23 protein-coding genes, 1 pseudogene and 1 other annotated feature are annotated in these 24,881 nt (G+C 65.4%); of the genes and pseudogenes, 14 read left to right on the forward strand and 10 right to left on the reverse strand.

Translation table 11 applies throughout. The features are described from left to right. Positions 1-163: 163 nt before the first annotated feature. Positions 164-845, reverse strand: a pseudogene (locus AC6H42_RS14700) (IS3 family transposase); the annotation flags it as partial. Then, positions 449-565 (reverse strand) — a sequence feature (AL1L pseudoknot). It overlaps the preceding pseudogene by 117 nt. A gap of 77 nt (positions 846-922) precedes the next feature. Between AC6H42_RS14700 and AC6H42_RS14705 the strand changes: the two are divergent. Beyond that, complete coding sequence (locus tag AC6H42_RS14705) at positions 923-1,315, forward strand: YbaN family protein (protein WP_057156692.1); 393 nt, start codon at positions 923-925, stop codon at positions 1,313-1,315. Here the strand turns inward: AC6H42_RS14705 and AC6H42_RS14710 are convergent. Both AC6H42_RS14710 and AC6H42_RS14715 read right to left on the reverse strand, forming a co-directional pair. Then, positions 1,296-1,535, reverse strand: a complete 240-nt coding sequence (locus AC6H42_RS14710; protein ID WP_497548368.1) for a DUF2158 domain-containing protein — start codon at positions 1,533-1,535, stop codon at positions 1,296-1,298. The genes AC6H42_RS14705 and AC6H42_RS14710 overlap by 20 nt on opposite strands. 93 nt (positions 1,536-1,628) lie before the next feature. Then, positions 1,629-2,129, reverse strand: coding sequence for a hemerythrin domain-containing protein (locus AC6H42_RS14715; protein WP_082551964.1), 501 nt, complete (start codon positions 2,127-2,129; stop codon positions 1,629-1,631). Between the two features lie 237 nt (positions 2,130-2,366). Between AC6H42_RS14715 and AC6H42_RS14720 the strand changes: the two genes are divergently transcribed. The 5 genes from AC6H42_RS14720 to AC6H42_RS14740 all read left to right on the forward strand — a co-directional run bounded on the left by AC6H42_RS14720 (position 2,367) and on the right by AC6H42_RS14740 (position 7,355). After that, positions 2,367-2,564 (forward strand): hypothetical protein, encoded by a 198-nt coding sequence (locus tag AC6H42_RS14720; protein ID WP_057156690.1) that lies wholly within the window; start codon positions 2,367-2,369, stop codon positions 2,562-2,564. Between the two features lie 99 nt (positions 2,565-2,663). Beyond that, complete coding sequence (locus AC6H42_RS14725) at positions 2,664-3,038, forward strand: BlaI/MecI/CopY family transcriptional regulator (RefSeq protein WP_057156689.1); 375 nt, start codon at positions 2,664-2,666, stop codon at positions 3,036-3,038. A 2-nt stretch (positions 3,039-3,040) separates the two neighbouring features. Further along, positions 3,041-4,633: a M56 family metallopeptidase gene (locus AC6H42_RS14730; protein ID WP_497548369.1), complete on the forward strand. Its 1,593-nt coding sequence runs from the start codon at positions 3,041-3,043 to the stop codon at positions 4,631-4,633. Positions 4,634-4,703: 70 nt separating this feature from the next. Beyond that, positions 4,704-6,809 carry a TonB-dependent receptor plug domain-containing protein gene (locus AC6H42_RS14735; RefSeq protein ID WP_497548370.1) on the forward strand — a complete coding sequence of 702 codons (2,106 nt, stop codon included), beginning with the start codon at positions 4,704-4,706 and terminating at the stop codon, positions 6,807-6,809. Positions 6,810-7,199: 390 nt separating this feature from the next. Further along, on the forward strand, positions 7,200-7,355 hold the full coding sequence (locus AC6H42_RS14740; RefSeq protein WP_373888193.1) for a hypothetical protein: 156 nt from the start codon (positions 7,200-7,202) through the stop codon (positions 7,353-7,355). On the opposite strand, the gene AC6H42_RS14745 is transcribed toward AC6H42_RS14740, so the two are convergent. From AC6H42_RS14745 to AC6H42_RS14760, 4 genes are all read right to left on the reverse strand, one after another. Next, positions 7,309-7,866 carry a hypothetical protein gene (locus tag AC6H42_RS14745; RefSeq protein ID WP_497548371.1) on the reverse strand — a complete coding sequence of 186 codons (558 nt, stop codon included), beginning with the start codon at positions 7,864-7,866 and terminating at the stop codon, positions 7,309-7,311. The genes AC6H42_RS14740 and AC6H42_RS14745 overlap by 47 nt on opposite strands. Positions 7,867-8,010: 144 nt before the next feature. Then, the gene (locus tag AC6H42_RS14750) at positions 8,011-8,457 is read right to left on the reverse strand and encodes an NUDIX domain-containing protein (RefSeq protein ID WP_057156685.1); all 447 of its coding nucleotides are present in this window, start codon (positions 8,455-8,457) and stop codon (positions 8,011-8,013) included. A gap of 10 nt (positions 8,458-8,467) precedes the next feature. Further along, positions 8,468-8,962: a cyanophycin metabolism-associated DUF1854 family protein gene (locus AC6H42_RS14755; protein WP_229418268.1), complete on the reverse strand. Its 495-nt coding sequence runs from the start codon at positions 8,960-8,962 to the stop codon at positions 8,468-8,470. Further along, positions 8,952-11,234, reverse strand: a complete 2,283-nt coding sequence (locus tag AC6H42_RS14760; protein ID WP_082551962.1) for a cyanophycin metabolism-associated ABC transporter — start codon at positions 11,232-11,234, stop codon at positions 8,952-8,954. Before AC6H42_RS14760 ends, AC6H42_RS14755 begins: the two co-directional genes overlap by 11 nt. A gap of 213 nt (positions 11,235-11,447) precedes the next feature. Between AC6H42_RS14760 and AC6H42_RS14765 the strand changes: the two genes are divergently transcribed. From AC6H42_RS14765 to AC6H42_RS14775, 3 genes are all read left to right on the forward strand, one after another. Then, positions 11,448-13,613 (forward strand): cyanophycin synthetase, encoded by a 2,166-nt coding sequence (locus AC6H42_RS14765; RefSeq protein WP_057156682.1) that lies wholly within the window; start codon positions 11,448-11,450, stop codon positions 13,611-13,613. Between the two features lie 63 nt (positions 13,614-13,676). Then, positions 13,677-16,247: a cyanophycin synthetase gene (cphA, locus tag AC6H42_RS14770; protein ID WP_497548372.1), complete on the forward strand. Its 2,571-nt coding sequence runs from the start codon at positions 13,677-13,679 to the stop codon at positions 16,245-16,247. Positions 16,248-16,262: 15 nt separating this feature from the next. Beyond that, positions 16,263-16,622 carry an MmcQ/YjbR family DNA-binding protein gene (locus AC6H42_RS14775; RefSeq protein ID WP_497548373.1) on the forward strand — a complete coding sequence of 120 codons (360 nt, stop codon included), beginning with the start codon at positions 16,263-16,265 and terminating at the stop codon, positions 16,620-16,622. 16 nt (positions 16,623-16,638) lie between these two features. Here the strand turns inward: AC6H42_RS14775 and AC6H42_RS14780 are convergent, their stop codons facing one another. Continuing rightward, positions 16,639-16,986 (reverse strand): DUF2200 domain-containing protein, encoded by a 348-nt coding sequence (locus AC6H42_RS14780; protein WP_497548374.1) that lies wholly within the window; start codon positions 16,984-16,986, stop codon positions 16,639-16,641. 118 nt (positions 16,987-17,104) lie between these two features. Between AC6H42_RS14780 and AC6H42_RS14785 the strand changes: the two genes are divergently transcribed. Then, entirely contained in the window at positions 17,105-17,578 is a 474-nt protein-coding gene (locus tag AC6H42_RS14785; protein WP_057156793.1) for a hypothetical protein, read from the forward strand. A 23-nt stretch (positions 17,579-17,601) separates the two neighbouring features. Here the strand turns inward: AC6H42_RS14785 and AC6H42_RS14790 are convergent, their stop codons facing one another. Then, complete coding sequence (locus AC6H42_RS14790; protein WP_057156678.1) at positions 17,602-18,702, reverse strand: LacI family DNA-binding transcriptional regulator; 1,101 nt, start codon at positions 18,700-18,702, stop codon at positions 17,602-17,604. 198 nt (positions 18,703-18,900) lie between these two features. Between AC6H42_RS14790 and AC6H42_RS14795 the strand changes: the two genes are divergently transcribed. The 3 genes from AC6H42_RS14795 to AC6H42_RS14805 all read left to right on the forward strand — a co-directional run bounded on the left by AC6H42_RS14795 (position 18,901) and on the right by AC6H42_RS14805 (position 22,298). Continuing rightward, on the forward strand, positions 18,901-20,157 hold the full coding sequence (locus AC6H42_RS14795) for an Hsp70 family protein (RefSeq protein ID WP_057156677.1): 1,257 nt from the start codon (positions 18,901-18,903) through the stop codon (positions 20,155-20,157). Then, the gene (locus tag AC6H42_RS14800; RefSeq protein ID WP_057156676.1) at positions 20,157-20,795 is read left to right on the forward strand and encodes a 3'-5' exonuclease; all 639 of its coding nucleotides are present in this window, start codon (positions 20,157-20,159) and stop codon (positions 20,793-20,795) included. Before AC6H42_RS14795 ends, AC6H42_RS14800 begins: the two co-directional genes overlap by 1 nt. Before the next feature lie 102 nt (positions 20,796-20,897). Beyond that, entirely contained in the window at positions 20,898-22,298 is a 1,401-nt protein-coding gene (locus AC6H42_RS14805) for a tetratricopeptide repeat protein (protein WP_497548375.1), read from the forward strand. A gap of 7 nt (positions 22,299-22,305) precedes the next feature. On the opposite strand, the gene AC6H42_RS14810 is transcribed toward AC6H42_RS14805, so the two are convergent. Then, positions 22,306-24,108 (reverse strand): GGDEF domain-containing protein, encoded by a 1,803-nt coding sequence (locus tag AC6H42_RS14810; protein ID WP_057156674.1) that lies wholly within the window; start codon positions 24,106-24,108, stop codon positions 22,306-22,308. Positions 24,109-24,247: 139 nt separating this feature from the next. On the opposite strand from AC6H42_RS14810, the gene AC6H42_RS14815 reads away from it, so the two are divergent. Next, positions 24,248-24,877 (forward strand): methylamine utilization protein, encoded by a 630-nt coding sequence (locus AC6H42_RS14815; RefSeq protein WP_229418267.1) that lies wholly within the window; start codon positions 24,248-24,250, stop codon positions 24,875-24,877. The last annotated feature ends 4 nt before the right edge of the window (positions 24,878-24,881 follow it).

The following is a 24,881-nucleotide window of genomic DNA, read 5'->3' on the forward strand; positions in this document are numbered from 1 at the left end:
CTACTCTTCCTGGCCTTGCGCAATATTGAAAAAGATTGGAAGATGCCTGCACGAACCTGGAAGCAGGCAGTTAACCAGTTCGCCATCATGTATGGGGAGCGTTTTACCAACGCGATCAGCTAATTAAACTTTGGCCCCGCACACAAAATTTCTGGCAGGTCCCCCGGTCCAGCGGGCATGGCGCTGCCGTATCGCTCACCGTGGTGCGCACAACCTTGCCACGTATTACGCCGCGCAGCCCGTCGCGCCGCATCAGGCGCTCCACGGTGCAGCGCGCCACTTTGAACCGCTCGCGCAGCAGCTGGCGCCAGACCTTTTCGGCACCGTAGACCCGGAAGTTGGTTTCCCAAACACGGCGTATGTGGGCACTCATAAAGTCGTCGCGATGGGCGCGGGCGCAGCGCAGCGCCGGATTGCGTTGCAGGGCAGCGTGGCGCCAGTAACTCGAAGGAGCAAGCTGCAACTGCCTGCACAGCCGCTCGGCCCCGTATGCGCTTCGGTGCTGATCGATGAAGGCCATCAAGGCTTGAAGCGGCGGTCGAGTTCCGCCTGGGCGAAAAAAGCACTGGCCAAGCGCAAGATTTCATTCGTCTTGCGCACTCCTTCACCTCGCGCTCCAAAGCGCGGATTCGTTCTTGCTCTGCAGAACTCGGCCCGGCACGCAGCCCAGCATCGCTTTCGCGCTGCCGCACCCAGCGCCGCAGCGTTTCAGGCGTACAGCCGATCTTGTTGGCGATGGACGTGATCGCGGCCCACTGCGAGTCGTACTGGCTGGCCGACTCTTCGACCAAGCGCACCGCACGCTCCATCACCTCGGGGGAGTATCGGGTAGATTTTTTATTCATAGCTCCATTCTCTCAAAGATTGGAGCCTCCCAGATTTCCGGTCCGGTTCACACAGGCTAAGCTATACTGTATCCCATATGAAACTCCTCCTCATCGTCCTCGGCTGCATCTTCCTCGCGCTTGCGGTACTGGGGGTGTTCCTGCCCTTGCTGCCGACCACGCCGTTCCTGCTGCTGGCCTCTGCCTGTTTCGCGCGCAGTTCGGAGCGTTTGCACACTTGGCTGCGCAACCATGGCGCGCTGGGGCGTTATTTGACGGACTTCGAGGATGGGCGTGGCATACCCTTGCGCGGCAAGGTGCTGGCGCTGGGGCTGATGTGGCCGTCGATGGTGTATTCGATGTACCGCGTCCCCTACACGGGGCTGAAAGTGATGTTGTTCTTCATTGCCTGCGGCGTCACGATCTATCTGCTGAGACTGCCGACCACGGCATCGACCAAGGCCGTGGCGGCTAGCCCTGCGGAACGCTGATCGAACCGGGACGTGGATAGCGGCGGCGCTCGTAGCGAATGATGTCGAGTTCGTCCGGGGCGAACACCCTTTCGCTTAGCTGATGTTCGCAGTCCCAGACGCAGAATATGCCCACCACGGCTTCGTCGCCGCATTGCAGTCCTTCATACGCGCCGACGACCAGCATCTCCGGGCCGCCGCCGCGCAATTGCACGAGATCGCCTTCTTTGAACCGTTCCATGTTCGCCTCATGCGTCACCGTGGCCAGCTTAGGGAATGCTAGTTTATTCCTTTCGCTGTGCCGTTTGGTGACCTGGGCGCCACGCTTGCAGAGTTATCCCGATATTTGGTCCTTGCGTTCGGCCATCTGCTGGCCGAGTTCAACCAAGTCCAGCTTGGCCTTACGCACTTTCGGGAACAGTTCGCCTTCCTCTTCCTGCACGTGGTGTTCAATCATTTCCGACAGCACTTTCACTTTGGCGTCGTACAGGTCGTCGCCGGGGTCCATGGCCTCGATGTCGGCGATGAGCTGCTTGGCGGAGCCGTGCTCCACAACGGCCTCGTCGATCAGATCTTCAAACTCCTTGCCGGCGGCGCGCACGGCCGGGTAGAAGATCTCTTCTTCCACCTGGGTATGCTTGGTCAGTTCGCTGCAGATTTCGTCAGCCAGCTTCTTCTTGCTGACCACGGCCCGGTCGGTCATGCTTTCAAATTGCTCGAACATGTCCTTGACGTTTTCATGGTCGGCCATCAGCAGGCTGATCGCGTCAGTGTCGCCGGATTTGGTGGGCATCGCTTTGGGCATGGCTTTGGATGGGTTTTTTTCGGTACGCATGGTGGCCTCCTCAGGCTGTTGGTGTGAACAGAGCAGGGGCCAGTCTGATGCCGCACCGCACTTGGCTCGGTGCGCTAGTTCACCTAATCGTCACAACGCTTTTATGTTCTTCCGGAACTCAGTTCAGTCCTACGCGCTTGTTGCCTGCGCTCCGATGTTTCGCGGAAATCGTGGCATGCATCATGCGCACATACCGGCATGGTGCCGGTAGCTATCAACTTGACAGGAGAAAGCATCATGCCGAACCAATCCAAGGACGACAAAAAACGCGGCGGTAAATCCAGCGGCTCGCGCGCCGGCACGCAGGGCGGCACGCACGAGCAGCATGTGGAGGCTGGCCGTCAAAGCCACAAGAATGACAACGCCAGCTCGTCGGGCAGCAAGCAGTCCGGTGGCTCGGGCAGCTCATCCGGCGGCGGAAAGCAGAACCGTTAAAGCAGCCGGAGCCGGGTTTGCGACAGTTGTCGCACAAAGTAATTGCAGGAGTGCGACAGCTGTCGTATGATGGCGTCTCTAGTCACATAGGGGCGATCCATGTCTACGCCATCGGTAACGGAATTGAGTTTGTTGAAGTGCTTGTGGAAGGAACAGCCGCTCAGCGCGCGCGAGATCCATGAGCGGGTTGTGGAAGAGCTGGAGTGGTCGTACTCGTCCACCCGCAAGACGCTGGACCGGATGCTGGAGAAGCAAATGGTGTCGCTGCAAGCGGTGCACGGTGTGAACGTGTATTCGGCCGCAGTGGAAAAGGTGGCCACGCTGGCCGCTTTCGCGCACGACTTCGGCAAGCGCGTGATGGAAATGGACGCGCCGCTGCCGGTCAATATGTTCACGGGCAGCAAACTGGTTGACCAGCAAGAGCTCGCTGCGCTGGATCAACTGCTGCAAGACTGGCCTGCCGGGAAGGACTGAGCATGCCCGGATTTTCCCCATTCCTGTTTTTGTTGGCCAGCGCCACGTGCCTGGCGGCGGGCGCCCTTGCGTGGGCGCTGTTGAAGTTGGCCGAGCGTGTGTGGCCGGGTATCGCGGCCCAGCGCGCGGTGTGGCTGGCGGCGCAGTTGGTTGTGGCGGTGACGTTCGCGCTGGCGCTGGCGCCGCGCACTGCGACGCTGAGTGTGGTGCCTGCCATCGAATTGTCGCGCGCCGCGCCGAGTGGACCGGAGCAGGCGTCGCCAATACCGGGCACGCTGACGCCGCAGGATGGCTGGCCCTGGGGTGTTCTGGACGGCGCCGCAGGCGACGCCGACCTGGACGCAGCGCCGACCATGGCTGCGCCCCGTTGGCTCTCGCTGTTGTCGCAGGCATGGCTGGCGTGCTATTGCGCCGGTTTGCTGTACGCGGTGAGACGCTGGGTGCGCGCGCAACAGGCGCTGCGCGCGGTATTGCGCACGGCGGACCGCGTGAGCGGCGCGGCGCTGAAAACGCATCAGGGTTTCGCCGAGGTGTCGCCGTACCGCGGCCCGCCTGTGCTGGAAACGCCGGTGCCGGTGTCTCCCATGCTGGTTGGCTTGCTGGCGCCGCGCCTGCTGCTCCCTTGCCACCTGGCGCAGTTCGACGCGCAGCAACAGCAGCTGATCGTGGCGCATGAGCTTACCCATTGGCGCCGGCGCGATCACGTCTGGCTGCATGCGAGTCTCCTGTTGCAGACGCTGTTCTGGTTCAATCCAGCGGTTGGGCTGATGCGGTCGAAAATGAGTTGGGCACAGGAACTGGCCTGCGATCAGCAGGTGCTGGCTGGGCGCCCGGAGCAGCAGCGGCACAGCTATGCGGCGGCGCTGGTGGCGCAGCTTAAATTGCAGCAGGGGATGATGGCGGGCGGGTACCCGGCGACCGCATTCGGCGGCGCTGGCGTAGCGGCGCTGGCGGACAGGATCAAGCTGATACGAGGAGGCGGGGCCAGGGTGCTGGGCGCGGCCGGCAAGCTTTTGCTGGGTGGCGCAGCGTTGGCGCTGCTGGCTGCCAGCGTGCTGCTCCAGCCCGCGTTTGCCTGGCGCGCCGGCGACGTGCAGCGTGTGCCGGCTGCGGCCAGCGTTGCAGTTCCGTCTGTGCCGTCGTGGCGCGCGCCACTCGAGGCGGCGCGTGTCAGCAGCTTCTATGGGGCGCGCAGCAAGCCGCTGGCTTCGAGCAGCGCCTTCCACCATGGGGTAGACTTCGCCGCCAGGCGCGGTACGCCCGTGCTGGCGCCTGCTGCCGGCAAAGTGGTGGAGTCCACTGCCATGTATGACGGGCAGCCCAAATACGGCCAGGTCATTGTGATCGACCATGGCGAGGGCTTGCGTTCGATGTACGCGCATCTGGACCGGCGCTCTGTGCGTGTCGGCGAGAGCGTGGCAGAGGGGCAGGCGATCGGCTTGTCCGGCGCCACCGGGCGCGTCACCGGACCGCATTTGCATCTTGAGGTGCTGCGGAACGGCGAGCATATCGACCCTGCGCAACTGATCGCCGACCTGGATCGCAACGCACTCCCATCCGCGCTTCGTGCGCGTTCGGCCGCACTGGTCAACTAATCCCCTTTGCTTTAACGAAGTCCGTGCCTGCGTGGCAGGACTTCGCACGTCCATCCATTCGAGGAGAACCATGAAATTACACGTCTGTGCATTGGCCTTTGTTGTGGCATTTCCGGCTGCCGTCGGGGCGCAAGAGATGCAAAAGGTCGAAGTGACCGGTGCGAAGCTGGATCAGCGCCGCGAGCAGACTGCGGCGGCCATCGTCATTGGAGCGCAGGAGTTACAGCGCCAAGGGGATCGCACGCTGGCAGACGCGCTAAAGCGCGTGCCGGGCATCATGATCGGCGAGGGCGGCGCCGGCAAAAGCAGCGAGATCCGCATGCGTGGCTTGGGCAATGGTTATACGCAAATCCTGCTGAACGGCGTTGCGGTGCCGCCCGGATTCAATATCGAGAGCCTGGCGCCGGAGTTGGTCGAGAAGGTGGAAATCCTGCGCAGCGCGTCGGTTGAACTGGGCACGCAAGCCATTGCGGGTACCGTCAACATCATTCTGCGCAAGAGCGCGCCGCGTGCGCGGCAGGAGGCCAAGCTGGGAGTGGATGCGCTGGCGGGAGCCCTTTCACCCAGCCTGGCATGGCAGGCGTCGGACAAGGGCGAAGGCTACAGCTACTCGGTTGCCGCCACAGCCAGCAGGGTGTCGGCGCCGGACTGGCGCGTGGAGTACGAAACGGTGGCCGCGCAGGATGGGCCGAGCGGCGCCCCGTCGCTGTCGCGAGTGAGCCCACAACTGAACTTCAATGTGGCGCGGACGGCCAGCGTGGCGCCGCGCCTCACCTGGAACCGGGGTACGGACACGCTGGCGTCGCAAACCTTTGTGAACCTGTACGAACGCAGCATCGGTGTGGAGTCGCATGAGACGGTGCTGGCTGGCGCGCCGACGCAGTTTCCCGACAACGGCCGCCATGTGGATTTGCGAGGCATTCTGCTGCGCAGCGATCTGACCTGGCAACGCGTGCTGGAGCAGGGCGCGCGCCTGGAGGCCAAGGTGGGATTGCTGGCCAATCCGCGCAGCTCGGCCTTCGAGTTTCATTCGCTGGCAGGCGGGATTCGCTCGCCGGACCTGAAAGTGGTGCACGCTGATATCGGCGAGGCAGGCCTGACCTTCAGCGGCAAGTACCAGCGGCCGCTGGGCGGCGGCCATGCGCTTGCGGTGGGCTGGGACACTGGCCGGACACGGCGTACGCAGAGCCGGGAGGAGCAGGACCACACCACCGCGCAGGCATACGATGAGCGTTACCGAGGCCTGATCACCCGCCTGGCCGTGTTCGCGCAGGATGAGTGGGAGTTGGCCGGCGGCTGGTCGCTGTCGGCGGGCGTGCGCTGGGAGGCGTTGGAGACGTCGGTGAGGCAGCGCGAGGCTGGTTCCATCGCGCAGCGCTCGCCGGTGCTGAGCCCAGTGCTGCAGGGGATGGTCAAGCTGTCGCCCGAACGGCAAGTGCGCCTTGGACTGGCCCGCACCTTCAAGGCGCCGACCATGGTGGACCTGATTCCGCGCCGCTATACGGCCGACAACAATAATAGCGCCACCAACCCGGACACACAGGGCAACCCGGCCCTGCGGCCGGAACTGGCGTGGGGTCTGGACGCGGGCTACGACCACTATTTCGGCAAGGACGGCATGGTCAGCGCCAGCGCCTATGCGCGCAGGATCAGCGACGTCACGCTGCCGCTGCTGTTCAAGGACAGCACCCGCTGGGTGCGGACGCCGTCGAACCAGGGACGGGCGGTTGCGCATGGCCTGGCGCTGGAGGCGAAGGCGGCTTTGTCGGCCGGCTGGTCGCTGCGGGCGAACCTGGCCCGCAACTGGTCGCGCGTGGAGAGCGTGACGGGGCCGGACAACCGGCTGGACCGCCAGGCGCCGCTGAGCGCAAACGCCGGGTTGGACTGGCAGGTGCGGCCGGGACTGAAGGCCGGCGCGGACCTGAACTATCAGCGCGGGGCGCGTACCCAGGTGTCGCTGGTGGAGGCGTCGTCGGTTGGCAGTGTGCGCAAGCTGGATTTGTACGCGGTGTGGGAATTGGACAGCGCAACCCGGGTGCGGCTGGGTGCGGCGAACCTGATGCGTAAGGACACAACGGATTGGGCCAGCGCCGACATTCCCGGCGGTGTCCAGCGCTTGCTGACACGGACCGACGTCTCTCCGACGCTGCGCGCGGGGCTTGAACGCAGCTGGTAGGTCGAGCTCGTAAAGCTGGCCGGGCGCGCCTATTGTGCCAGTTTCCGCACGCGCTCTTGCAGCAGCTTGAACTGTCTGTCCACCATGGCCTGGTTGGGATCGTGCCCACACGCGGGATGCTGACGTAGTCCTTCTGCGGCGCGCGGATGCCGTCGTAGTAGCGGCGCGTGCCGGCCGGTACGGTCAGCAGGTCTTCTTCGCCTTGCACCAGGAACACCGGCACAGTCAAGGAGGTGCCCAGCGCAGATAGGTCGATTTTGGAAGCCATGCCGTCGCCCTTCATGCCGACGAACTGCAGGAAGGAATAGTTCTCTCCGGCCTCGTATTCCGCCAATCCGCACGCCGCTCAAGGAATTGGCGGAAACGCTGGACGAGGCGGGATTTTGGCAGGTGCACCGCAGACATGTGGTGGCGGTGAAACGCATCGCAGCGGCCAACCGCCACAGCGACGGTGAGCCAGCGCTTCCAGCATCGCTTCAAAGGAATGTGAGACGCCCGGCTACGGCGTGGTGCGGTCGTAGTTGCGGTATTTGCGTTTGCGCGTAATGGGATTGCGCGCGTATTGCAGGATGCCTGAAATGGCGGCCGTGGCCAGGCCCAGTATGGAAAGCCAGAGCAGGGCCGGATTCATGCCTTCATCCGCCTTGGCAGCTTTGCCTTTGAATGGATCAAGGGAATCGAGGTCCGCGTCCTGGCGCGGCAGGTGCAAGCGGTTGGCGCTGTGGTCGTAGGCCTGCGGCTTGGAGAAACTGGCTGGCGTTACATAGCCCTGTGCGACGCTGCCGGCGGCTGCCAGCAGCGGCGGTTCCGTTTGATCCAGTGCTTCGAAGGCAGCTGACGGGCCGGTAGGCGCTGGCGTTGCCGCTGCTTGCGCTGCCGTCGGCGACGCTGGGGTGCTGCGCGGAGCGGACGCGATGGCCGGGACGGCTGCTGCAGGCGCGCCGCCGGAAGATCCCGCATCAGCGATGGCGGCGGCAAAAGCCAGCGGCGCGCCCGCAGCCAGCCAGCCGGCTGCAAGCAGCTGGCATAGTTGACGGGCGGTTGGGGTGCGGCACATGGCGGTCTCCGGCATTGAGGCGTCTTGCAAATTTCACATGTAGCAACTTTCGTTGCTTATGTTTATCATGCTAGCCCCTGGCGGCCGCCAAGTAAACAAAAAGCCGCGACTGGCGCGGCTCTGTGAGGAAAAAGATGTTGCTTTTCAGCTACTTCCAGAGCTGGATGCCTGCGGCGGCGTGGCGCTGAGCTGGTGCGCCCATTCCAGCACCGCCCGCACGCGGGCGCCGAGCAGGGAGCGCGCTTCGTCAACATCGACCCAGCGGAACTCGTCGTGTTCCGGGAAACCCAGTTCTTCGCTCACGCCCAGCACCACGTCGCGCGTGGCGCTCACCGCCAGGTAGTAGCGCGCCACCTTGCCGTCGCCGTAGGGCGCGGTTTCGGTGAACTGTTCGCCCCACGGGAAATCCAGGTCTGTCAGGGTTGCTTCTTCAGCAATCTCGCGCTGCGCAGCGAGGAAGGGCGACTCGCCCGGCTCCACCATGCCTTTCGGGAAGTCCCAGTATTGGAAACAGCGCATCAGCAGGTAGCGGCGGGTGTCGCCGTTGCCATGCAGAACTACTGCGCCGGCCGAGAGCGATTTTTGTTTCATGAGCGTGCGGTCACAGGAAACGGTCCAGGATTTTCTTGCTGTGCTTGTCCAATTCGTACTGGTTGCGGATCAGGAAGTGGATGCCATGGGTGTCCGACACCAGCAGCGTATCGCTGCCGATGCGGCGGATGTCTTCCTCGCCGCGCAGCACGAATTCGGTCTGGCCGCGGTTGGTGTCCACGGTCCAGGTGCATGGCGTGGCGTAGCTGGTCACCGCCAGGATGCGCGCGATTTCGGGCATGAATTCGCGCCCTTGCAGCTCCTCGCGCACCAGTGCCGCGTTGGGGCCGCTGAGGTCGGCCAGGGCGTCGATCCAGGCGATCTCCTTGCCGTCCGTGGTCACCAGCGAAATGCCCTGTTCCGGCGCCTGGATCGGGAAGGCGCGTACCGGCGCCACGTTTTCGTGCAGCACGCCGGCGGCGTCGGTCAGGTTCAGGCGGCCGAAGGAGTCGCGCGCCAGGGTGAAGTTGTGAATGCTCAGCGTAGTCATGGAATCAGTCGTCATGTCGTTTTCCGGGGGCGTCGTCAAGGTCGGTGTCGACGTTGCGCGCCTGTGCCATGTAGAGGCGGTAGTAGGCGCCTTCGGCGGCCATCAGCTCGTCGTGGCCGCCTTCCTCGACCACGCGGCCACGGTCCAGCACCACCAGGCGGTCGGCCTTTTGCAGCGTGGACAGGCGGTGCGCGATGGCAATGGTGGTGCGGCCGGTAACCAGGTTGTCCAGCGCTTTCTGGATCTCTTTCTCCGTTTCCGAGTCCACCGAGGCGGTAGCTTCGTCCAGGATCAGGATAGGCGGGTCGATCAGCAGTGCGCGCGCGATCGAGATGCGCTGGCGCTCGCCGCCGGACAGGCCCTGGCCGCGCTCGCCCACCATGGAGTCGTAGCCCTGCGCCAGGCGCAGAATGAATTCATGCGCATGGGCGGCGCGCGCGGCGGCAATGATTTGCTCGCGGGTGGCGTCCGGCTTGCCGTAGGCGATGTTCTCGGCGATGGTGCCGAAGAACAGGAACGGCTCCTGCAGCACCAGGCCGATGTTGCGGCGGTAGTCCGATACGCCCAGCGCGCGGATGTCCACGCCGTCCAGCAGGATGGCGCCCTCGGTCACGTCGTAGAAGCGGCAGATCAGGTTGACCAGCGTGCTCTTGCCGGAGCCGGAGTGGCCCACCAGGCCCACCATTTCGCCGGCCTTGATGTTGATGCTGATGTTGCGGTTGACGGCCCGGTTGCCGTAGCGGAAACCGACGTCGCGCAGCGCGATATTGCCTTCCACCTTGCCCAGTTTGACCGGCTTGACCGGCTCCGGCACCGACGACACGTGGTCCAGGATGTCGAAGATGCGCTTGGCGGCGGAGGCCGACTTCTGGGTCACCGAGACGATGCGGCTCATCGAGTCCAGGCGGCCGTAGAAGCGGCTGGAGTAGGCCACGAAGGCGCTCAGCACACCGACCGTGATGTTCGATTGCGACACCTGGTAGATGCCGAACACCCAGATCACCAGCAGGCCCAGCTCGGTGAGGAAGGACACGGTGGGCGAGAACAGCGACCACACCTTGTTGAGCTTGTCGTTCACGGCCAGGTTGTGCTTGTTGGCGGTGCGGAAGCGGCCCGCTTCGCGCGATTCCTGGGCGAAGGCTTTCACCACGCGGATGCCGGGAATGGTGTCGGCCAGCACATTGGTCACTTCGCCCCACACGCGGTCGATCTTTTCGAAACCGGTGCGCAGGCGGTCGCGCACCAGGTGGATCAGCCAGGCGATGAAGGGCAGCGGCAGCAGGGTGATGGCGGCCAGCCACGGGTCGATGGAGACCAGGATCACGCCGGTCATGATGATCATCAGCACGTCGGAGGCGAAGTCCAGCAGGTGCAGCGACAGGAACACGCAGATGCGGTCCGATTCGCTGCCGATGCGCGACATCAGGTCGCCGGTGCGCTTGCCGCCGAAGTATTCCAGCGACAATCGCAGCAGGTGCTCATAGGTAGTCGTGCGCAGGTCGGCGCCGATGCGCTCGGACACCAGGGCCAGCACATAGGTCTTGCCCCAGCCCAGGATCCAGGCCAGCACCGCTGAACCGAACAGGCCGCTCATATACATGGTCACCAGGCCGGTGTCGACCGGCTTGCCGTTCTGGTAAGGGATCAGCACGTTGTCCATCAGCGGCATGGTCAGATACGGCGGGATCATGTGCGCCGCTGTGCTCAGCAGCATGAGCAGGAAGCCGGCCAGCAGCGGCCAGCGGTAGGGCGCGGCAAAGCGCCACAGGCGGAACAGGGTCCAGGTGGACGGCGGCGTGTATACCACCTTGGTGCAGATCGGGCATTCGTCCTGGTCCGGCTCCAGCGGCGCCTTGCAGGACGGGCAGATGTGCTCCTCGTCCTGTACGATGGGCTGGCCGCTGACGAAACTGTCGCGCAGCGCGGCGAACTTTTCGGCCAGGCGGATGGCCAGCAGGTTCTGGCCCAGCGTGAAGCGCCAGTTAGCCAGGCGGCCTTGTTGGTTGAATAACTCCAGGTGGCCGACGCCCGCATGGTCGTGCAGTTTTAAGGTCAAATCCTGTTCGTAAGGCCAAGATTGCCATACCGTTTCCCCCGGCGCGCGTGCCATAATGCGGCGCTCGGTAACGAGGATGAGGCCCTTGGAAAAATGAAGGCGCGCGTCGAGGTCAACCTCGAGCGCACTTGAAACGTTTTCCCCGGAGGAAAGTTGTAGTTGCACCTCGGCACGCCATACTTCTGGTAGTTCCGTATGGCTGAGTTCCGGGGAAAGCTGTTTTGTTATCATTGTGCAACATACTCCAGTGCGGGCTTTGCCAATTGGCAAGGAAAGAGAAACAGTGGGAAAATAGCGAAGCAGGATAGTCGTAAGCGCGTCGTAGCTAGGCAGTGATTTACGGTATTCTGTCAGTTATTCATCATTTGACGAAATAAAAGAGGGGGACCGCCAAGTGCGGCCTGCTTTTGCGGAGTATACCGCAAGAGGTACAAGAGCAAAAACATGACAAAGAAGAAAGACATTGAATTTCTCCGTGTAACACACTTGCGCGGACCAAATATCTGGACCTACCGCCCGGTGATCGAGGCGTGGCTGGATATTGGCGAGCTCGAAAATTTCCCCTCTGACAAAATCCCCGGTCTGTACGAGCGCCTGACGGCTATCCTGCCGCACCTGGTGGAGCACCGCTGCGGCGTGGGCGAGCGCGGCGGCTTCAACGAACGCCTGCGGGACGGCACCTATGCCGGCCACATCCTCGAGCACGTGGTGCTGGAGCTGCAGAACCTGGCCGGCATGCGTACCGGCTTCGGCAAGACGCGCCAGACCTCCGAGGATGGCGTGATCTACAAGATGGCCTTCCGCACCCGCCAGGAACAGGTGGGGCGCGCCGCGCTGGCCGCCGGCCGCGAACTGCTGATGGCCGCCATCGAAGACCGGCCTTACGACCTGGCCGCCACCGTGGCCGAGCTGACCGACATGGTCGAGTCGCTGTGCCTGGGTCCGAGCACGGCCAACATCGTCGACGCCGCCACCGACCGCAAGATCCCATCGATCCGCCTGACCGACGGCAACCTGGTGCAACTGGGCCACGGCGCGCGCCAGCGCCGCATCTGGACCGCTGAGACCGACGCCACCAGCGCCATTGCCGAAGGCATCGCCAGCGACAAGGACCTGACCAAGAGCCTGCTGGCCTCGGCCGGCGTGCCGGTGCCGGAAGGCGAGCTGGTACGCAGCGCCGAAGAGGCGTGGGAAGCGGCCGAAGACATCGGCCTGCCCGTGGTGGTCAAACCCTACGACGGCAACCACGGCCGCGGCGTGACCCTGAACCTGACCACCGAAGCCGACGTGCACGCGGCCTACGAGCTGGCCGCGCGCAAGGGCGGCAGCAAGAGCGTGATCGTGGAACGCTTCATTGCCGGCGACGAGCACCGCCTGCTGGTGGTGGGCAAGAAGCTGATCGCGGCCGCCAAGGGCGAGTCGCTGTGGGTGACGGGCGACGGCCAGCACACCATCAAGCAGCTGTGCGACCTGCACATCAATATCGACCCGCGCCGGGGCGAGACCGAAGGCTCGCCGCTGGGCCTGATCAAGCCGCACGAGTCGGCCGAGATCATCCTCGAGCTCAAGCGCCAGAACATGACGCACGAATCGGTGCCGGCCGCCGGCCACAAGGTGCTGATCCAGCCGAACGGCAACGTGGCGGTGGACGTGACCGATCTGGTGCATCCGGACATCGCCGACATGGCTACCCTGGCCGCGCGCGTGATCGGCCTGGACATCGCCGGCATCGACCTGGTGGCGCAGGACATTTCGCGCCCGCTGGACCAGCAGGGCGGCGCCGTCATCGAAGTGAACGCCAGCCCGGGCCTGCTGGCCCATTTGAAGCCGGCCGAAGGCGGCCAGCCGCGCCCGGTGGGCGCCGCCATAGTCGACCAGCTGTTCGCGCATGACGACACCGGCCGCATCCCGGTGGTGGGCGTGGCCGGCGAACGGCACAGCGTGCTGATCGCCAACCTGACCGCCTGGCTGCTCGAAGTGAGCGGCAAGTCGGTCGGCCTGAGCTGCGAAGAAGGCATTTACCTGAACGGCCGCAAGGTGCCGCGCGGCCCGTTGACGGCCTGGGAATCGGGCCAGCGCCTGCTGCTCAACCGTAACGTGGAAGCGGCCGTGTTCCACAACGGCAGCCGCATGATCCTGACCGAAGGCCTGGCCTACGACAAGTGCTCGGTGGGCATCGTCACCGACGTGGCCGGCCACGGCGACCTGTCCGAGTTCTACATCGGCGACGAAGACGACATGTACGGCGTGCTGCGCACCCAGGTCGATGTGGTGCTGCCGGACGGCGCCGCGGTGCTGAACGCCGCCGAGCCGCAAGTGGTGGAAATGGCCGAGCTGTGCGACGGCGCGGTGATTTTCTACGGCCTGGACGAGCAGCTGCCAGCCATTGTCGAGCACCGCCAGGACGGCGAGCGCGCGGTGTTCATGCGCGCCACCGGCTTTGTGCTGGCGGCCGGCGCCAATGAAGTGGCGATGCTGCCGCTGTCCTGCATGCCGGCCAGCCAGAAAGGCAACGAGGAAGCCGTGCTGGCCGCCATCGCCGCCGGCTGGGCGCTGGGCCTGGAACCGGGCCTGATCGCCGCCGCGCTGCGCACTTTCAAGGCCAACTGAAACATCACTCAGCTCACGTAGACAGATCAGCAGATCACCCAGTTCACATACAGGACACAGGTAATGGAAGTTATTCGCATCCGCGCGCTGCGCGGTCCCAATCTTTGGAGTCACCACACGGCGGTCGAAGCCATCGTCAAATGCACGGCAGATGAAGAGAACATCGACAAGCTGCCCGGCTTCGAAGTACGCCTGCGCGCGCGCTTCCCGGGGATCGCTGCGCTGCAGCCGATCGGCCATGACGACGCGATTCCGATGGCGCACGTGCTCGAGCTGGCCACGCTGGCCCTGCAGGCCGAGGCCGGCTGCCCGGTGACCTTCAGCCGCACCACGCCGACGCTGGAAACCGGCATCTACCAGATGGTGGTGGAGTACACCGAAGAAGAAGTGGGCCGCCTGGCGGTGGAACTGGCCGAGCAGCTGCTGAAGTCCGCGCTGGACGACACGCCGTTCGACCTGCCCGGCGCGCTGGCGCAGCTGCGCGACCTGGACGAGGACGTGCGCCTGGGGCCGAGCACCGGCGCCATCGTGCACGCCGCCGTGGTGCGCAACATCCCCTTCAAGCGCATGACCAAGGGTTCGATGGTGATGTTCGGCTGGGGCTCGCGCCAGCGCCGCATCCAGGCCGCGGAGTTGGATTCCACCGGTGCCATCGCCGAGACCATCGCGCAGGACAAGGAACTGACCAAGAAACTGCTGGACGCGGCCGGCGTGCCGGTACCGCACGGCCGCGCGGCCGAAGACGAGGAAGACGCCTGGAAGGCCGCCAACGAAGTCGGCCTGCCGGTGGTGATCAAGCCGAAGGACGGTAACCAGGGCAAGGGCGTGACGGTCAACATCACCACCCGCGAGCAGGTCTTCAAGGCCTTTGCCGCCGCGCGCGAATTCCGCGACGACATCCTGGTCGAGCGCTTCCTGCCAGGCCACGATTTCCGCCTGCTGGTGATCGGCAACAAGCTGATCGCCGCCGCGCGCCGCGACCCGCCGCACGTGGTCGGCGACGGCGTGCACTCGGTGCGCGAACTGGTGGAACTGGTGAACGCGGACCCGCGCCGCGGCTCCGGCCACGCCACCTCGCTGACCAAGATCCGATTCGATGACATCGCCCTGGCGCGCCTGGCGCTGCAAGGCTACGAGGCCGACTCGGTGCCGCCGAAAGGCCAGCGCGTGATCCTGCGCAACAACGCCAACCTGTCTACCGGCGGTTCGGCCACCGACGTGACCGACGACGTGCACCCTGAAGTGGCGGCGCGCGCGGTGGAAGCGGCGCAGATGATCGGCCTCGACATCTGCGGCGTGGACGTGGTGTGCGACAGCGTGCTGCAGCCGATCGAAGCGCAAGGCGGCGGGGTGGTGGAAGTGAACGCCGCGCCGGGCCTGCGCATGCACCTGACACCTTCCTACGGCAAGGGCCGTCCGGTGGGCGAAGCCATCATCTCGGCCATGTTCCCCGAGGGCGACGACGGCCGCATTCCCGTGGTGGCAGTCACCGGCACCAACGGCAAGACCACCACCGTGCGCCTGATCGCGCACCTGATGGCTTCCAGCGGCCTGCGCGTGGGCATGACCAATACCGACGGCGTCTACATCAACGGCCGCCGCACCGACAGCGGCGACTGCTCCGGCCCGCGCAGCGCGCGCAACGTGCTGCAGCACCCGGACGTGGACGCGGCCGTGTTTGAAACCGCGCGTGGCGGGGTGCTGCGCGAAGGCCTGGCTTTCGATCGCTGCAAGGTGGCTGTGGTGACCAATATTGGCGCCGGCGACCACCTGGGCCTGAACTACATCACCACCGTGGAAGACCTGGCGGTGCTGAAGCGCGTCATCGTGCAGAACGTGGACAAGAACGGCGTGGCCGTGCTGAACGCGATGGACCCCATCGTGGCCGGCATGGCGGCGTCGTGCAAAGGCAAGGTGACCTTCTTTGGCGCCGACCGCGAGCATCCGGTCATCGCCACCCACCTGGCGCAGGGCCGCCGCACGGTCTACATCGAAGACGGCCAGCTGATCGCCGCCGAAGGCAAGCACGCCGAAGCGGTGGCGCTGTCGGAAGTGCCGATCACGCGCAACGGCGCCATCGGTTTCCAGGTGGAGAATGTGATGGCCGCCGTGGCGGCGGCATGGGGCGCCGGCATCGACTGGGAGTCGATCCGCAAGGGTCTGGCCACTTTCGCCAACGACAGCGACAACGCGCCGGGCCGCTTCAACATGTTCTCGTACAAGGGCGCCACCGTGATCGCCGACTATGGCCACAATCCGGACGCCATGCTGGCACTGGTGCAGGCGGTGGACGCGCTGCCGGCCAAGCGCCGTTCGGTGGTGATCTCCGGCGCCGGCGACCGCCGCGACGAAGACATCCGCCAGCAGACCGAAATCCTGGGCAAGGCCTTCGACGACGTGCTGCTCTACCAGGACCAGTGCCAGCGCGGCCGCGCCGACGGCGAAGTGGTCGCGCTGTTGCGCCAGGGCCTGGCCGGCGCGCCGCGCACCAACTACGTCGACGAGATCAACGGCGAGTTCATCGCCATCGACACGGCGCTGGCCCGCCTGCAGCCGGGCGACCTGTGCCTGGTGCTGGTGGACCAGGTGGAAGAATCGCTGGCGCATATCGCCAAGCGCGTCGCCGAAGCTTAAGGCGGCCGCACCGGAATGGATGTTGAACAGCTGAAAGCGCACTGCGCGCAGTTTCCCGGCGCCGTGGCCACCTTGCACGGCGCCCCGAGCAACATCCTGGTGTACGCGGTGGGCGAAAAGTCGTTCGCCTATTTCAAGACCAGCGACCCTGAGCGCTGGCGCTTCAGCTTCCGCGCCTTGCCGGACCGCTTTCTGGAACTGACCGGCGTGCCCGGCGTCAAGCCGGCGCGCTATATGGGCCGCTTCCACTGGGTCACCATCGTCAATGTCCAGCACTTCCCGCAAGACTACCTGGCCGAGCTGGTGCAGTGGTCCTACGACAAGGCGCTATCCAGCCTGAGCAAGCCCAAGCGGCTGGCGGCGCTGGGCGCCTAGCGCGGCGCCGGCGCAGCTAGCGCAGGATCTTTTCCATCGCCTTTCCCTTCGCCAGCTCGTCGATCAGCTTGTCCAGATAGCGGATGTTGCGCATCAGCGTATCGTCGATCAGTTCCACACGTATGCCGCACACCACGCCCTTGATCTGTGCGGCGTGCGGGTGCATGGCGGGCGCTTGTGCGAAGAAAGCGGCAACATCGTTTTGCTGTGCGATTTGCCGCTCCAGCCCGGCCTGGTCGTAGCCCGTCAGCCAGCAAATGATCTGATCGACTTCCTTTTTGGTGCGATTCTTCCGTTCCGCCTTCTTGACATAGAGCGGGTAGACCTTGGCGAACGGCATCGTGAAAAGAGGGTGATTGGACATCGTCAATTCTCCTGGAACCGCCATGAAGCCAGAGTTTATATGTTCCATCTAACAGATGGAATGCGCAATTGCCTGTATGGTTGAACCTCAAGCATTCCACTTGCATAGGGGTACAACGATGAAGATTCCCAGCCTGCTTTCCTCCGCCCTGATGGGCGCTGTCGCCAGCGCCCGCTCCATGACGCCCATGGCGACTCTCGCTGCAGCGCGCCTGGCGCACCGCCGTACCAGCGGCGAACTGGTCCTCCTCGATCGGCCGGTGGTCAAGGCCGGTGCGTTGGCGATGGGGCTGGGCGAACTGGCCGGCGACAAGATGAAGAGTGCGCCGGACCGCACCGTGTTCCTGGGGCTGCTTGCGCGTGTCATGAGCGCCGGAATTGCAGGTGCCGCGCTGGCCCCGAAAGGCCGGGAGGGCGCAGGCGCGGCGGTCGCCATCGCAACCGCCGTGCCGCTTGCCTACTTGACGTTGTCCGTCCGCAAGCAAGCCATGGCGCGCATCGGACAAACCCGCAGCGGCTTGATCGAAGATGCGCTGGTGGTGGCGGCAGGCGCCGCCGTGGTGGCGCTGGCAACCAGGCGCGGCCACGAGTAGGCCGGCGCAGCCGAACAGCGTTTTCAGGCCGCGAGCGAGACGGCGGCAGGGGGCAGGGCGACGAGCCGCGCGGTGGCGCCTTCGACGAACTGGGGCGCGAACATGCGCTTTTCGGCCGCGCCGCCGGGATTGTCGATCAGGCTGTAGAGCAGTTCGGCCGCCGCGGCAGTCATTTGCTGCATCGGGTGGCGCAAGGTGGTCAGGTTGTAGCTGAGCCAGTTGGACGCCTCGACCGCATCGAAACCCGCCACCGACAGCTGCGCCGGCACGGCCAGCCCCAACTCGTGGCGCGCGCAGTCCAGGCAGCCGATGGCCATCACGTCGCTGCCGCAGATGACGGCGTCTGGCACCCGGCCGCCGCTGCGGGCGATGATTTCGCGCAGCCCCAGCTTGCCGCTGGCGTAGTCGAAGTTGCCGCGCACGATGACGGCCTCCGGCAAGCCCAGTTCGGCCAGGCGCTCGCAGGCGCCGCGCCGGCGTTCGCTGGCCACCGCGTTGTCCTGCGCGCCGTCTATCATGCCGAACACGCGGTGCCCCGCCGCCGCCAGCCGCGAAACCAGCGCGCGCCCCGCTTCGTACTGGTCGCACGCTACCGTATTGGCGGCCTGGCCGCGCAGGTTGCGGTTGAATATCACCAGCGGCACGCGCCGGCGCTCGAACTCGGCCACTTGCGCTTCGCTGAGCGTGGCGGCGGCGATCACGCCGTCGACCTGGTATTGCCAGACGTCGTTCAGCACCAGGTCCAGCTCGCTTTCCTTGTGCAGCGTAAACAGCAGCACGCGCTTGCCGCCACGGGCCACGTGTTTGCTGAGTTCGGAGAGCGCTTCGGGATAGAACAGATTGGCGGCGTTGGAGATGATGACCGCCACCATATTGCTGCGCCGCGTGATCAGGCTGCGCGCCGCCGCGTTGGGAATATACTCGAGGCCGTCGGCCGCTTTCATTACCCGCGCATAGGTATGCTTGGAAACGCTGGCGCCGGGCTTGAAGCAGCGCGACACGGCCGATTGCGACACGCCCGCCACCAGCGCCACGTCGTAGGAGGTGACGCGGCGGTTTTCCCGCTGAATGGCGGCCTTGTGCTCGGCGATAGTGGGTGCCGGCGCGTCTTTTGTGGTTCTCATTGTCTCGTAGGCCAGCCGTTGCATGTTTATAGTTGTGACTTGAGGATAGCTCAGGATCTTACCTTGTGGCAATAGTTTGCACTGATTTGGCAAGCAAGTGTCGCTATTTCGGCGCAGCAAGACTTACGCCGCGGGGCGGTAGCCGGACCCGGCCGTTTCTGGTAGACTACCGCCCCTTCAACACACTGGAAGAGAGACATGGCCATAGCTTGCGGAGTCGATTTTGGCACGTCCAATTCCACGGTTGGCTGGGTGCGTCCCGGCCATCCCACCATGCTGGCCCTCGAGGACGGCAAAACCACCTTGCCTTCGGTGGTGTTCTATAACGCCGAGGACGAGGAAGTCACCTTCGGCCGCGCCGCCCTGGGCGAATACCTGGCCGGCTACGAAGGCCGCCTGATGCGCTCGCTGAAAAGCCTGCTGGGCACCAGCCTGATCGATGGCCAGACCGAAGTGGGCGGACGCGCGTTGCCGTTCCGCATGCTGCTGGCCAACTTCATCGGCGAAGTCAAGAAGCGCGCCGAACTGGCCTCCGGCCGCCAGTTCAACTCGGCCGTGTTCGGCCGCCCCGTGCACTTCATCGACGACAGCGCCGCGAACGACCAGCTGGCCGAGGACACGCTGGCCGAGATCGCCCGTTCGGTGGGCTTCAAGGACATCGCCTTCCAGTTCGAGCCCATCGCCGCCGCCTTCGACTACGAGTCGCAGATCGAGCGCGAAGAGCTGGTGCTGATCGCCGACATCGGCGGCGGCACTTCGGACTTTTCGCTGGTGCGCCTGTCGCCCGAACTGGCCAGGAAGGCCGAGCGGCGCGACGACATCCTGGCCACCGGCGGCGTGCACATCGGCGGCACCGATTTCGATAAATACCTGAGCCTGTCGGCCGTGATGCCGTTGCTGGGCTATGGCAGCCAGCTGAACAACAACAGCGAAGTGCCGTCGAGCTACTACTTCAACCTGGCCACCTGGCACACCATCAACCTGGCCTACACCAAGAAGATGTGGACCCAGCTGTCCGAACTGGTGCGCGACGCGCGCGAGCAGGACAAGCTGAGCCGCCTGCAGAAGCTGATCGACGAGCGCGCCGGCCACTGGCTGGCGATGAAGGTGGAGGAGGGCAAGATCGCGTTGTCCGGCGCCGAGCAGGTGGCGCTGGAGCTGGACCGCCTGTCGCCGGCCGTCACGCTGGACCTGAGCCGCAGCGGCTTCGATGCCGCCATCGGCCACCTGGTGGGCTCGGTCGAGCAAACCGTACAGAAGATGCTGGCCGACGCCGGCGTCAAGCCGGAGCAGGTGGACACGGTGTTCTTCACCGGCGGCTCCAGCGGCGTGCAGTCGCTGCGCGAACGCATCGGCGCGGTGCTGCCGGCGGCGCGCAAGGTGGAAGGCGACCTGTTCGGCAGCATCGGCGCTGGCCTGGCGCTGGACGCGGTGCGCAAGTTCGGGGGCGCGTGATGGCGGTGTACAGCAAGCCCATCGTGATGATCGACTTCGAGACCACCGGGCTCTCGCCCGACATGGGCGACCGCATCACCGAAGTGGCGGCGCTGCGCATCGAGGACGGCCGCATCACCGAGCGTTACGTCTCGCTGATCAATTGCGGGGTGCGGATTCCGTCCTTCATCACCGGGCTGACCGGCATTACGCAGCGCATGGTGGACACGGCGCCGCCGGTGGACGAAGTGGTGCCGGCGTTGTTGGCGTTCATCGGCGCCGACGCGCTGGCCGCGCACAACGCCAGTTTCGACGAGAAATTCCTGCGCGCCGAAAGCGCCCGCCTGGGCCTGGCGCCCGCGCACCAGGGCACGGTGTGTTCGCTCAAGCTGTCGCGCCGGGTGTTCCCCGCGCTGGGCAGCTACAAGCTGGGCCAGCTCTCCGGCCAGCTCGGCATCCGCTTCAAGAGCGCGGCCCACCGGGCCGAGTCCGACGCGGAAGTGGCGGCGCAGGTGCTGCTGCACATTGCCCGCCACCTGGGCGACACTTACGGCCTGCCCGCCGTGGCGCCGGAACTGCTGCTGTCGGTCAACAAACTGGCCGCCGCCAAAGTGCATGCCTACCTGCTCAAGCAGGCGGACGCCGGCGCACAACGTTAGTATTTCCACAAGGCTATCAATTCGCAATTTCGATTGAGCGGGATCAAACGCGCGTCCGCCTGACTGTCTAAGCTTGAGGCACACGCGACGCAAAGGGCCATCATGGACCACCGCCATCCCACAGCCGACACCTCTGTTTTCACCTGGTACCGGGATGCGGCCGCGCGCGGCGATCCCTATGCCCAGTTCAACCTGGCATTGCTGTACAAAAAAGGCCAGGGCGTGCGCCGCGACGAGGAACGCGCTTTCGTCTGGATGCGGCTGGCCGCGCTGCAAGGCCTGGCCTTCGCCCAGAACCACGTCGGCGCCATGTATTACAACGGGCGCGGCACGCCCTGCCGCGACGGGGAAGCCGCGTTCTGGTTCCGCCAGGCCGCCGACCAGGGCGACGCGTCGGCCCAGCAGAACCTGGGCCAGATGTACCGCAAGGGACGCGGCGTGCCGCACAGCGAGGCCGATGCGCTGGCCTGGTTCAGCCGTGCCGCGGAGCAGGGCGTGGCCAGCGCGCAGGCGCTGACCGGCGAAGCCTACCTGCTGGGCCTGGGCGCGCCGCGCAACGAAGCACTGGCGCTGGCCTGGCTGCGCAAGGCGGCGCTGCAGGGCGACGCCGGCGCCCAGCTCAACCTGGGGCTGATGCACCGGCGCGGCCAGGGCGTGCCGCCCAGCGACGCGGCCGCGCTGGCCTGGTTCCGGCAAGCCGCCGCGCAAGGCCATCCGGCGGCGCAGCGCCAGGTCGGCGTGGCCTATGCCGAAGGGCGCGGCGTGGCGCCCGACCAGCGCCGCGCGTACTGCTGGCTGGCGCGCGCCGCCGCGCAGGACGACGTCGATGCGCAATTCAACCTGGGCGTGCTGCTGGCCAACGGCTTCGGCGTGGACCGCGACGAGCCGGAAGCGTTCATCTGGTACCGCCGCGCCGCCGAGTCCGGCCATGCGCTGGCGCAGTACAACCTGGGCGCCATGTATGCGCAGGGGCGCGGCGTGGCGGCCGACGCGGGGCGCGCGCTGGAATGGTATTGCCTGGCCGCCGCGCAGGGCGTGGCCAACGCGCAGTTCAACGCCGCCGTCATGTACGCCAACGGCCAGGGCGTGCAACGGGACGAGGCGCGCGCCGTGGCCTGGTACCAGGCGGCGGCCGGGCAGGGCGACGCCAGCGCCCTGAACAACCTGGGCGTGATGTACGCCAACGGCCAGGGCTTGGCGCGCAGCGACGAGGAGGCCGTGGCCTGCTACCGCCAGGCCGCTGAGCAGGGCCATGCGCTGGCGCAGTACAACCTGGGCGGCATGTACAACGGCGGGCGCGGCGTGGCGCGCGATCCGGTGCAAGCCTATATGTGGATCTCGGTGGCGGCCGCCAGCGGCAACGCCAGCGCCGCCGTGCAGCGCGAGCAGATGCGCGCCAGGCTGAGCGAGGCGCAACTGGCCGACGCGCAGGCGCTGGCGGCGCAATTCCTGCCGGTCCCCGGCCAGGGCGGGCGCCCAAACGGTCCGCAAGCGGATGCCTGAGCCGGCTTCAAGCCGGTTGGCGGCGGTCCACGAACAGGCTGTTGCCGTGGATCTTCTTGGCCTGCTTTTTCGCGTCGGAGGCCTGGGTGGCGATCTGGTGGTGCGAATAGTACTGGTGCGGCTCCACCCGTATCGTGCCAAGTGACAAGCTCATCATTGAGTAGAACACTTTCTTGCCTTGCCTGTCCTCGCTGATATAGCCGCCGCGCTCGCGGTCTTCCAGGCTGTAGTAGTCCAGCACGCCGGCCTCGAAATCGGCCAGGATGGCGCGGCAGCGCGCTTCCCAGTCTTCGCTCTGGAACAGCAGCATGAAATCGTCGCCGCCGATGTGGCCGATGAAGTCGCGGTCCGGGTCGCAATGGCTGCTCAGGATGCGCCCCGTCATCTGGATCACGTCGTCGCCGCGCCGGTAGCCGTACACGTCGTTGAAGGGCTTGAAGTGGTCCAGGTCGCAGTAGCACACCCAGAACCGGGTGCCGCTCTCGAGCAGGCGGTCGATGTGCTCGTTGATCGGCACATTGCCCGGCAGCTGGGTCAGCGGATTGGCGTAGCGCGCCGCATGGATCTGCATCTGCGTGATCTCGCGCATTAGGTCGTGGCCGGTGCCCATGCCCAGGTAACGCCCGTGCTCGGTGATGATGAAGCCGTTGAACAGGTGGTGCGCGGCCGATTCCACCATGCGGTAGGACAGGTCTTGCAGGCTGGTGTCCTTGTCGGCGATCAGCGGCTTGGGGTCCATGAACTGGCGGCAGGATTTTTTGCCGTACAGTTCGCGCTGGTAGGGCCGCGCGAAGTGGTCGATCATGTCGAAGCGGCTGATCAGCCCCAGCGGCACGCCGTCGTCCACCACCGGGATGATCAGCAGCTTGGGCTCGGCCATGAAGATTTCGTAGACTTCGTTGTTGCTTAGCGACGGCGCCACCGCCGCCACCTCGTGCAGCAGCTTGGCAATGGTGGCGGCCTGCTTCTCGCCGCTGCGCTGCGGATACACCGCCACGCCATTGCGGCTCAGCGCCTTGGCCACCTCGGCTGGCAGGGCGCGCGCCGGCGCGCTGTGCGGCCGTCCCAGGTGGTAGCCCTGGCCGTAGGCCACGCCGATGTCGCGCAGCACCAGCAGTTCGGCCTGTGTTTCGATGCCTTCGGCGATCACCAGCGTGTCCGACTTGTCGGCGATTTCCTGGATCGAGCGCACGAACTGCAGCTTCACCGGGTCCTGGTTGATGCCCTGGATGAAGTGCATGTCGATTTTCACGTACTCGGGCCGCAGTTCGGACCACAGGCGCAGGCTGGAGAAGCCCTCGCCCAGGTCGTCGATGGCGATCTGGAAGCCCATGTTGCGGTAATGCAGCACCGCTTCGCGCATCAGCTCATAGTCGTAGGTGGGCTGGTTCTCTGTCAGCTCGATGATCACGCGGTCCGGGTTGATGCCGATCTGGTGTATGTATTGCAAGGTTTCGCCGCGCGTACCGTCGGGTTGCAGCAACAGGCATTCGGGGCTCACGTTGAGGAACAGCTTGCCCGGCAGCTTCAGTTCGGCGAAGCGCTCCAGCACCACGCGCCGGCACAGGTGCTCCACCTCCACCGTGCGGCCGCAGGCGCGCGCCGCCTTGAACAGGTTCAGCGGCGAGTGCAGCGGGCTGTCGGATGGCCCCCTGATCAGCCCTTCGTAGGCGATGATCTCGCCGTCCTGCATGCGGGCGATGGGCTGCAGCAGCGCGCTCAGCTGGCGGCGCTCGATGATGTCGTTCAGTTGCATGCGCAGCAAGGCATCGTCGTCGGGCGCGGGCCGCAGGTAGGCCACATTGTTCATGATAGGCAGGCAAGAAAGTAGCAACCCTGCCATATTAGGCATCGAATATGACAGGGTGATGAATTCAGGAAACTACTTAACGCCTCAGGCGGCTGGCGCTACAATAGGTTTTTCTCTATTCCGCGCCGCGTCTCTCCCGATGAGCATACTGATTCACCGCATGGCAGCCGCCGCTACCCTGTGCCTCACGGCGGGCGGCGCCGGCGCTTCCGGACTGGCCGTGCATGTGGCCGACACTGCCGGCGCGCCACTGCCGGACGCCGTGGCCTGGCTGGAGCCGGAAGCCGGCCAGGGCCAGGCCAAGCCGGCCAAGGGCGCGGAAATCGAGCAGAAGGGCCTTAAATTCTTGCCGCTGGTGACCGTGGTGCAGACCGGCAGCCGCATTGATTTCCCGAACAACGACAAGGTGCGCCACCACATCTATTCCTTCTCGCCGGCACACAAGTTCGACCAGAAACTGTACTCGGGCACCTCGGCCACGCCGCAGATTTTCGACAAGCCCGGTGTGGTGGTGCTGGGCTGTAATATCCACGACAAGATGGTGGCCTACGTGCGGGTGGTGGACACGCCGTACTTCGCCAAGGCCGACGCCAGCGGCCTGGGCCGCGTGGACGCGCCGGCCGGCAAGTACGTGCTCAAGGTCTGGCATTTCAATATGGCCGGCGGCCAGCCTTCCGAGCAGGCGGTGGCGATTAAGGCCGGCGAGGCGTACGGCACGGCCAGCTTGCGCCTGGCCATGAAGCCGCCCGCCGGCGGCGACGCGCTGTAGGAGC

The organism is Massilia sp. NBRC 108631, assembly GCF_059704565.1.

Bases quoted from the DNA above. Each gene is read 5' to 3' on its own strand.
- AC6H42_RS14705 (WP_057156692.1), top strand. From the start codon at position 923: ATGAAACTCCTCCTCATCGTCCTCGGCTGCATCTTCCTCGCGCTTGCG.
- AC6H42_RS14710 (WP_497548368.1), bottom strand. From the start codon at position 1,535: ATGGAACGGTTCAAAGAAGGCGATCTCGTGCAATTGCGCGGCGGCGGC.
- AC6H42_RS14715 (WP_082551964.1), bottom strand. From the start codon at position 2,129: ATGCGTACCGAAAAAAACCCATCCAAAGCCATGCCCAAAGCGATGCCC.
- AC6H42_RS14720 (WP_057156690.1), top strand. From the start codon at position 2,367: ATGCCGAACCAATCCAAGGACGACAAAAAACGCGGCGGTAAATCCAGC.
- AC6H42_RS14725 (WP_057156689.1), top strand. From the start codon at position 2,664: ATGTCTACGCCATCGGTAACGGAATTGAGTTTGTTGAAGTGCTTGTGG.
- AC6H42_RS14730 (WP_497548369.1), top strand. From the start codon at position 3,041: ATGCCCGGATTTTCCCCATTCCTGTTTTTGTTGGCCAGCGCCACGTGC.
- AC6H42_RS14735 (WP_497548370.1), top strand. From the start codon at position 4,704: ATGAAATTACACGTCTGTGCATTGGCCTTTGTTGTGGCATTTCCGGCT.
- AC6H42_RS14745 (WP_497548371.1), bottom strand. From the start codon at position 7,866: ATGTGCCGCACCCCAACCGCCCGTCAACTATGCCAGCTGCTTGCAGCC.
- AC6H42_RS14750 (WP_057156685.1), bottom strand. From the start codon at position 8,457: ATGAAACAAAAATCGCTCTCGGCCGGCGCAGTAGTTCTGCATGGCAAC.
- AC6H42_RS14755 (WP_229418268.1), bottom strand. From the start codon at position 8,962: ATGACGACTGATTCCATGACTACGCTGAGCATTCACAACTTCACCCTG.
- AC6H42_RS14760 (WP_082551962.1), bottom strand. From the start codon at position 11,234: ATGATAACAAAACAGCTTTCCCCGGAACTCAGCCATACGGAACTACCA.
- AC6H42_RS14765 (WP_057156682.1), top strand. From the start codon at position 11,448: ATGACAAAGAAGAAAGACATTGAATTTCTCCGTGTAACACACTTGCGC.
- cphA (WP_497548372.1), top strand. From the start codon at position 13,677: ATGGAAGTTATTCGCATCCGCGCGCTGCGCGGTCCCAATCTTTGGAGT.
- AC6H42_RS14775 (WP_497548373.1), top strand. From the start codon at position 16,263: ATGGATGTTGAACAGCTGAAAGCGCACTGCGCGCAGTTTCCCGGCGCC.
- AC6H42_RS14780 (WP_497548374.1), bottom strand. From the start codon at position 16,986: ATGTCCAATCACCCTCTTTTCACGATGCCGTTCGCCAAGGTCTACCCG.
- AC6H42_RS14785 (WP_057156793.1), top strand. From the start codon at position 17,105: ATGAAGATTCCCAGCCTGCTTTCCTCCGCCCTGATGGGCGCTGTCGCC.
- AC6H42_RS14790 (WP_057156678.1), bottom strand. From the start codon at position 18,702: ATGAGAACCACAAAAGACGCGCCGGCACCCACTATCGCCGAGCACAAG.
- AC6H42_RS14795 (WP_057156677.1), top strand. From the start codon at position 18,901: ATGGCCATAGCTTGCGGAGTCGATTTTGGCACGTCCAATTCCACGGTT.
- AC6H42_RS14800 (WP_057156676.1), top strand. From the start codon at position 20,157: ATGGCGGTGTACAGCAAGCCCATCGTGATGATCGACTTCGAGACCACC.
- AC6H42_RS14805 (WP_497548375.1), top strand. From the start codon at position 20,898: ATGGACCACCGCCATCCCACAGCCGACACCTCTGTTTTCACCTGGTAC.
- AC6H42_RS14810 (WP_057156674.1), bottom strand. From the start codon at position 24,108: ATGAACAATGTGGCCTACCTGCGGCCCGCGCCCGACGACGATGCCTTG.
- AC6H42_RS14815 (WP_229418267.1), top strand. From the start codon at position 24,248: ATGAGCATACTGATTCACCGCATGGCAGCCGCCGCTACCCTGTGCCTC.